The 3,644-nt window shown below is 72.0% G+C and carries 5 protein-coding genes; 3 read left to right on the forward strand and 2 right to left on the reverse strand.

The genetic code is table 11. The annotated features are described in order from the left end of the window. Positions 1 to 3: 3 nt before the first annotated feature. On the forward strand, positions 4 to 150 hold the full coding sequence (locus tag VFH10_RS18355) for an adenosylcobinamide-GDP ribazoletransferase (protein WP_414689864.1): 147 nt from the start codon (positions 4 to 6) through the stop codon (positions 148 to 150). A gap of 19 nt (positions 151 to 169) precedes the next feature. Here VFH10_RS18355 and gcvT read toward each other — a convergent pair whose 3' ends face one another. After that, positions 170 to 1,306, reverse strand: coding sequence for a glycine cleavage system aminomethyltransferase GcvT (gcvT, locus tag VFH10_RS10450; protein ID WP_325128223.1), 1,137 nt, complete (start codon positions 1,304 to 1,306; stop codon positions 170 to 172). Positions 1,307 to 1,361: 55 nt separating this feature from the next. Between gcvT and VFH10_RS10455 the strand changes: the two genes are divergently transcribed. Beyond that, positions 1,362 to 2,867: a leucyl aminopeptidase gene (locus VFH10_RS10455; protein WP_325128225.1), complete on the forward strand. Its 1,506-nt coding sequence runs from the start codon at positions 1,362 to 1,364 to the stop codon at positions 2,865 to 2,867. Here VFH10_RS10455 and VFH10_RS10460 read toward each other — a convergent pair. Continuing rightward, positions 2,856 to 3,206 (reverse strand): hypothetical protein, encoded by a 351-nt coding sequence (locus VFH10_RS10460; RefSeq protein WP_325128227.1) that lies wholly within the window; start codon positions 3,204 to 3,206, stop codon positions 2,856 to 2,858. The genes VFH10_RS10455 and VFH10_RS10460 overlap by 12 nt on opposite strands. 85 nt (positions 3,207 to 3,291) lie before the next feature. Between VFH10_RS10460 and VFH10_RS10465 the strand changes: the two genes are divergently transcribed. Continuing rightward, positions 3,292 to 3,644, forward strand: a 353-nt coding sequence (locus VFH10_RS10465; protein ID WP_414689863.1) for an FAD-dependent oxidoreductase, incomplete at its 3' end; no start/stop codon positions are given.

Raw genomic sequence — 3,644 nt, forward strand, 5'->3', positions numbered from 1 at the left:
GCCGTGGCGTGGGCCCCGCTCGGCCTGCTCGCGGGTGCGGCGCTGGGCTGGCGCGCCGTACGGCGGCTCGGCGGGGTCACCGGCGACGTGCTCGGGGCGGTCGTGGAAGCGACCTTCACCGCGTCGCTGGTGCTGCTCTGCCTCGTGTGAGACCGCGCGGAGCTCGCCGTCAGCTCTCGCGGACGCCCGGCGTCACGAACGGCGGCTTGGTCACCGTGAACACCTCGGGCCGACCACGGACGTCGACGGAGACCTCGGCGCCCTCGGTGACGTCGGCGGAGATCAGGGCCAGCCCCACGCCCTTCTTGAGGCTCGGCGAGAACGTGCCGGAGGTGACCGCGCCGACGGCGAAGTCCGGGGTCAGCAGCACTCGCATTCCCGGCCGCGGGATGCCGCGCCCGGTGGCGACCAGTCCGCGCAACAAACGGCGGGCCCCGCTCTCCTTCTCGGCGAGCAGCGCGTCGCGGCCCCAGAAGGCCTCCTTCTTCCAGCCCACGGCCCAGCCGAGCCGGGCCTGGTTCGGCGTGACGTCGAGGCTGATGTCCTGACCGTGGAGCGGGTAGCCCATCTCCGTGCGGAGCGTGTCGCGCGCACCGAGGCCAGCGGGGGTGATGGCGTAGGGCTCGCCGGCGCGCATCAGCGCGTCCCACAGCTCGACGGCGACCTCGTTGGGGGCCACGAGCTCGTAACCGCGCTCGCCGGTGTAGCCGGTGCGGCACACGATCACCGACGACCCGGCGTACGCCGCCTCGGTGAAGGACATGTAGTCGTGGCCGGTGGGCAGCCCGATCGCCTCCAGCACCTCGTCGGAGTGGGTGCCCTGGACGGCGAGGATCGCGAAGTCGTCGTGCTGGTTGTCGACCGTGACACCGTCGGGCGCGTCCGCCTCGAGCCGGCGCACGACCTCGGCGGTGTTGGCGGCGTTGGGGATCAGGAAGACGTGGTCGTCCCCGTGCAGGTAGGCGATCAGGTCATCGACGATGCCGCCGCTCGCGTCGTCGCAGCAGAGGGTGTACTGCGCCTTCCCCGGCTGGATCTTGCCGAGGTCGTTGGAGAGACAGGCGTTGACGTACGCCGCCGCGCCCGGTCCGCGCACCACGGCCTTGCCGAGGTGGCTGACGTCGAACACCCCGACCGAGTCGCGCACCGCGTTGTGCTCCTTGAGGACGCCGGTGTACTCCAGGGGCATCAGCCAGCCGCCGAACTCGGCCAGCTTGGCGCCGAGGGCGAGGTGCCGCTCGTGCAGCGGCGAGGTCTTGAGCTCCGGGGAAGGGGTGGCCGTCTCGCGGTCGTCCACAGGGTGCATGGGCCGCAACCTACCCCAGCCTGCGAGCCGCTCGGCGGCGACTAGAGTTCGGGCGGTGACGACCTACACGCTGCGCAAGGGCTCGCCCGCCAAGACCCGCACCGACGCCGTCGTGATCGGTGTCGTGTCGGCCGGCAAGGGCGTCGCTGCGGCCGCCGGCGGGCAGGACGTCGCGTCGGCGTACGGGCGCAAGTTCGCGCCGCTGCTGGCCGCCCTCGGGTTCACCGGCAAGAAGGGCGAAGTCGTCAAGATCCCCACCGGCGGCACGATCAAGTCGCCGCTGCTGATCGTGGTCGGGCTCGGCCCCGCCGACAAGGTCGGTCCCGACGTGGTACGCCGCGCCGCCGGCGTCGCGGCCCGGACCGTGTCCAACGCCGCCTCCGTCGCGCTGGCCCTCCCCGGCGAGGACGCCGGGCACGTGCGCGCGATGACGGAGGGCTTCCTGCTCGGCGGCTACTCCTTCTCGCGCTACAAGTCCTCGACCGACGACGACGCCCCGGGCGAGGTGGTCGTGCTCAGCGACGCCGCGCGTGCGAGGTCCATCCGCGCCGCTTTCGAGACCGCCCAGGTGGTCGCAGGTGCGGTCGCGCGCACCCGCGACTGGGTGAACACCCCTCCCGGTGACCTCACGCCGCCGGTCCTCGCCGACGAGGTGGTCGCCGCGGCCAAGTCGCACAAGGGCGTCAAGGTCACGGTGCTCGACGAGAAGCAGCTCGCGGCCGACGGGTGTGGCGGCATCCTCGGCGTCGGCCAGGGGTCGAGCAACCCGCCCCGGCTCGTGAAGCTGACCTACAAGCCGCGGGGGGCGAAGGCACACGTCGCCCTGGTCGGCAAGGGCATCACCTTCGACTCCGGCGGCCTCACCATCAAGCCCGGCACGGCGATGACCACCATGAAGTGCGACATGGCCGGCGCGGCCGCGGTGGTCAACGCGACCCTCGCGGTCGCCGAGCTCGGCCTACCGGTGGCGGTGACGACGTGGGCGCCGTTGGCGGAGAACATGCTGTCCGGCACCGCGACGCGGCCGGGTGACGTGCTCACGATGTACGGCGGCAGGACGGTCGAGGTCCTCAACACCGACGCGGAGGGCCGGCTCGTCCTCGCCGACGCGCTCGGGATGGCCTCGGAGGCGAAGCCCGACCTCGTGGTCGACGTTGCCACCCTGACCGGAGCCTGCGAGCAGGCGCTCGGCGACCGGATCGGCGGCGTGATGGGCAACGACGACGCACTGGTCACGCAGATCCGAGACGCCGCTACCCGGGCCGGCGAGAAGCTGTGGCCGCTGCCGATCAGCGACGAGATGCCGGTCAAGGTGCGCACCTACAGCACGGTGGCCGACCTGATGCAGCACAACGTCGACCTCTACGGCGGCGCGATCTACGCCGCGGCGTTCCTGCAGGAGTTCGTCGCAGAGGGGCTGCGCTGGGCGCACCTCGACATCGCCGGGCCCGGCTTCAACAAGCGTGGTGCCTACGGCCACGTGACGGCCGGCGGCACCGGCGTCGCGGTGGCGACGTTGGTCGAGCTCCTCACCGACGTGGCGGAGCAGTCAGCTTCCTGACTCCTTCTTGCGGCGGTTGTACTCCCGCATCCGCGCGGGGTAGCCGACGACGGCGGCGTCGTACGACGGAATGCCGTGCTTGTTCGCGAACGAGTGTGCCCACTCGACGGACGGCACCCTGCGTCGGGTCCACTCGCCGTCGTGCGCGACCAGCATGATCGTCACGTCGGTGACCGCCGTACGCGGCTCGACGAACCCCTCGACCCCGCGGCGGGACTTGGCCCACTCGGTCAGGTGCCGCGCGTCGGCGCTGTCGGAGGAGCGGACCGTGGTCGGCCCCTTGCCGCGCGGCCGTCGCATCTTCGTCCCACCGCGGCGGAACCGGTCCATCAAGCCCATGGCCCCAGTGTGGCGCATGGCCGTAGCCGGACGCCGTTTCCGCGCCCGGACACCCGGTGTCGACAGGCGTGCCTTTGGTGCAAAGATGGCCGGGACGTGCCTGCGGGGCGATCCCCTGGCAGCCGACGAGAAGAGCGGAGAGACGGTGACCGACACCAACGCGGCCGGCAACAACGAGTTCGACGTGGTGGTCCTCGGGGCCGGGAGTGGCGGCTACGCCTGCGCCCTGCGCGCCGCGGAGCTGGGCCTGATGGTGGCGCTGGTCGAGAAGGGCAAGCTGGGCGGCACCTGCCTTCACGTCGGCTGCATCCCCACCAAGGCGCTGCTGCACGCCGCCGAGGTCGCCGACTCCGCGCGCGAGTCCGAGCAGTTCGGCGTCAACGCCACGCTCGAGGGCATCGACATGGGCGGCGTGAACAAGTACAAGGACGGCGTCGT

The sequence above is a fragment of the Nocardioides sp. genome, from assembly GCF_035697785.1.
In the GTDB taxonomy this organism is placed as follows: Bacteria; Actinomycetota; Actinomycetes; order Propionibacteriales; family Nocardioidaceae; genus Nocardioides_B.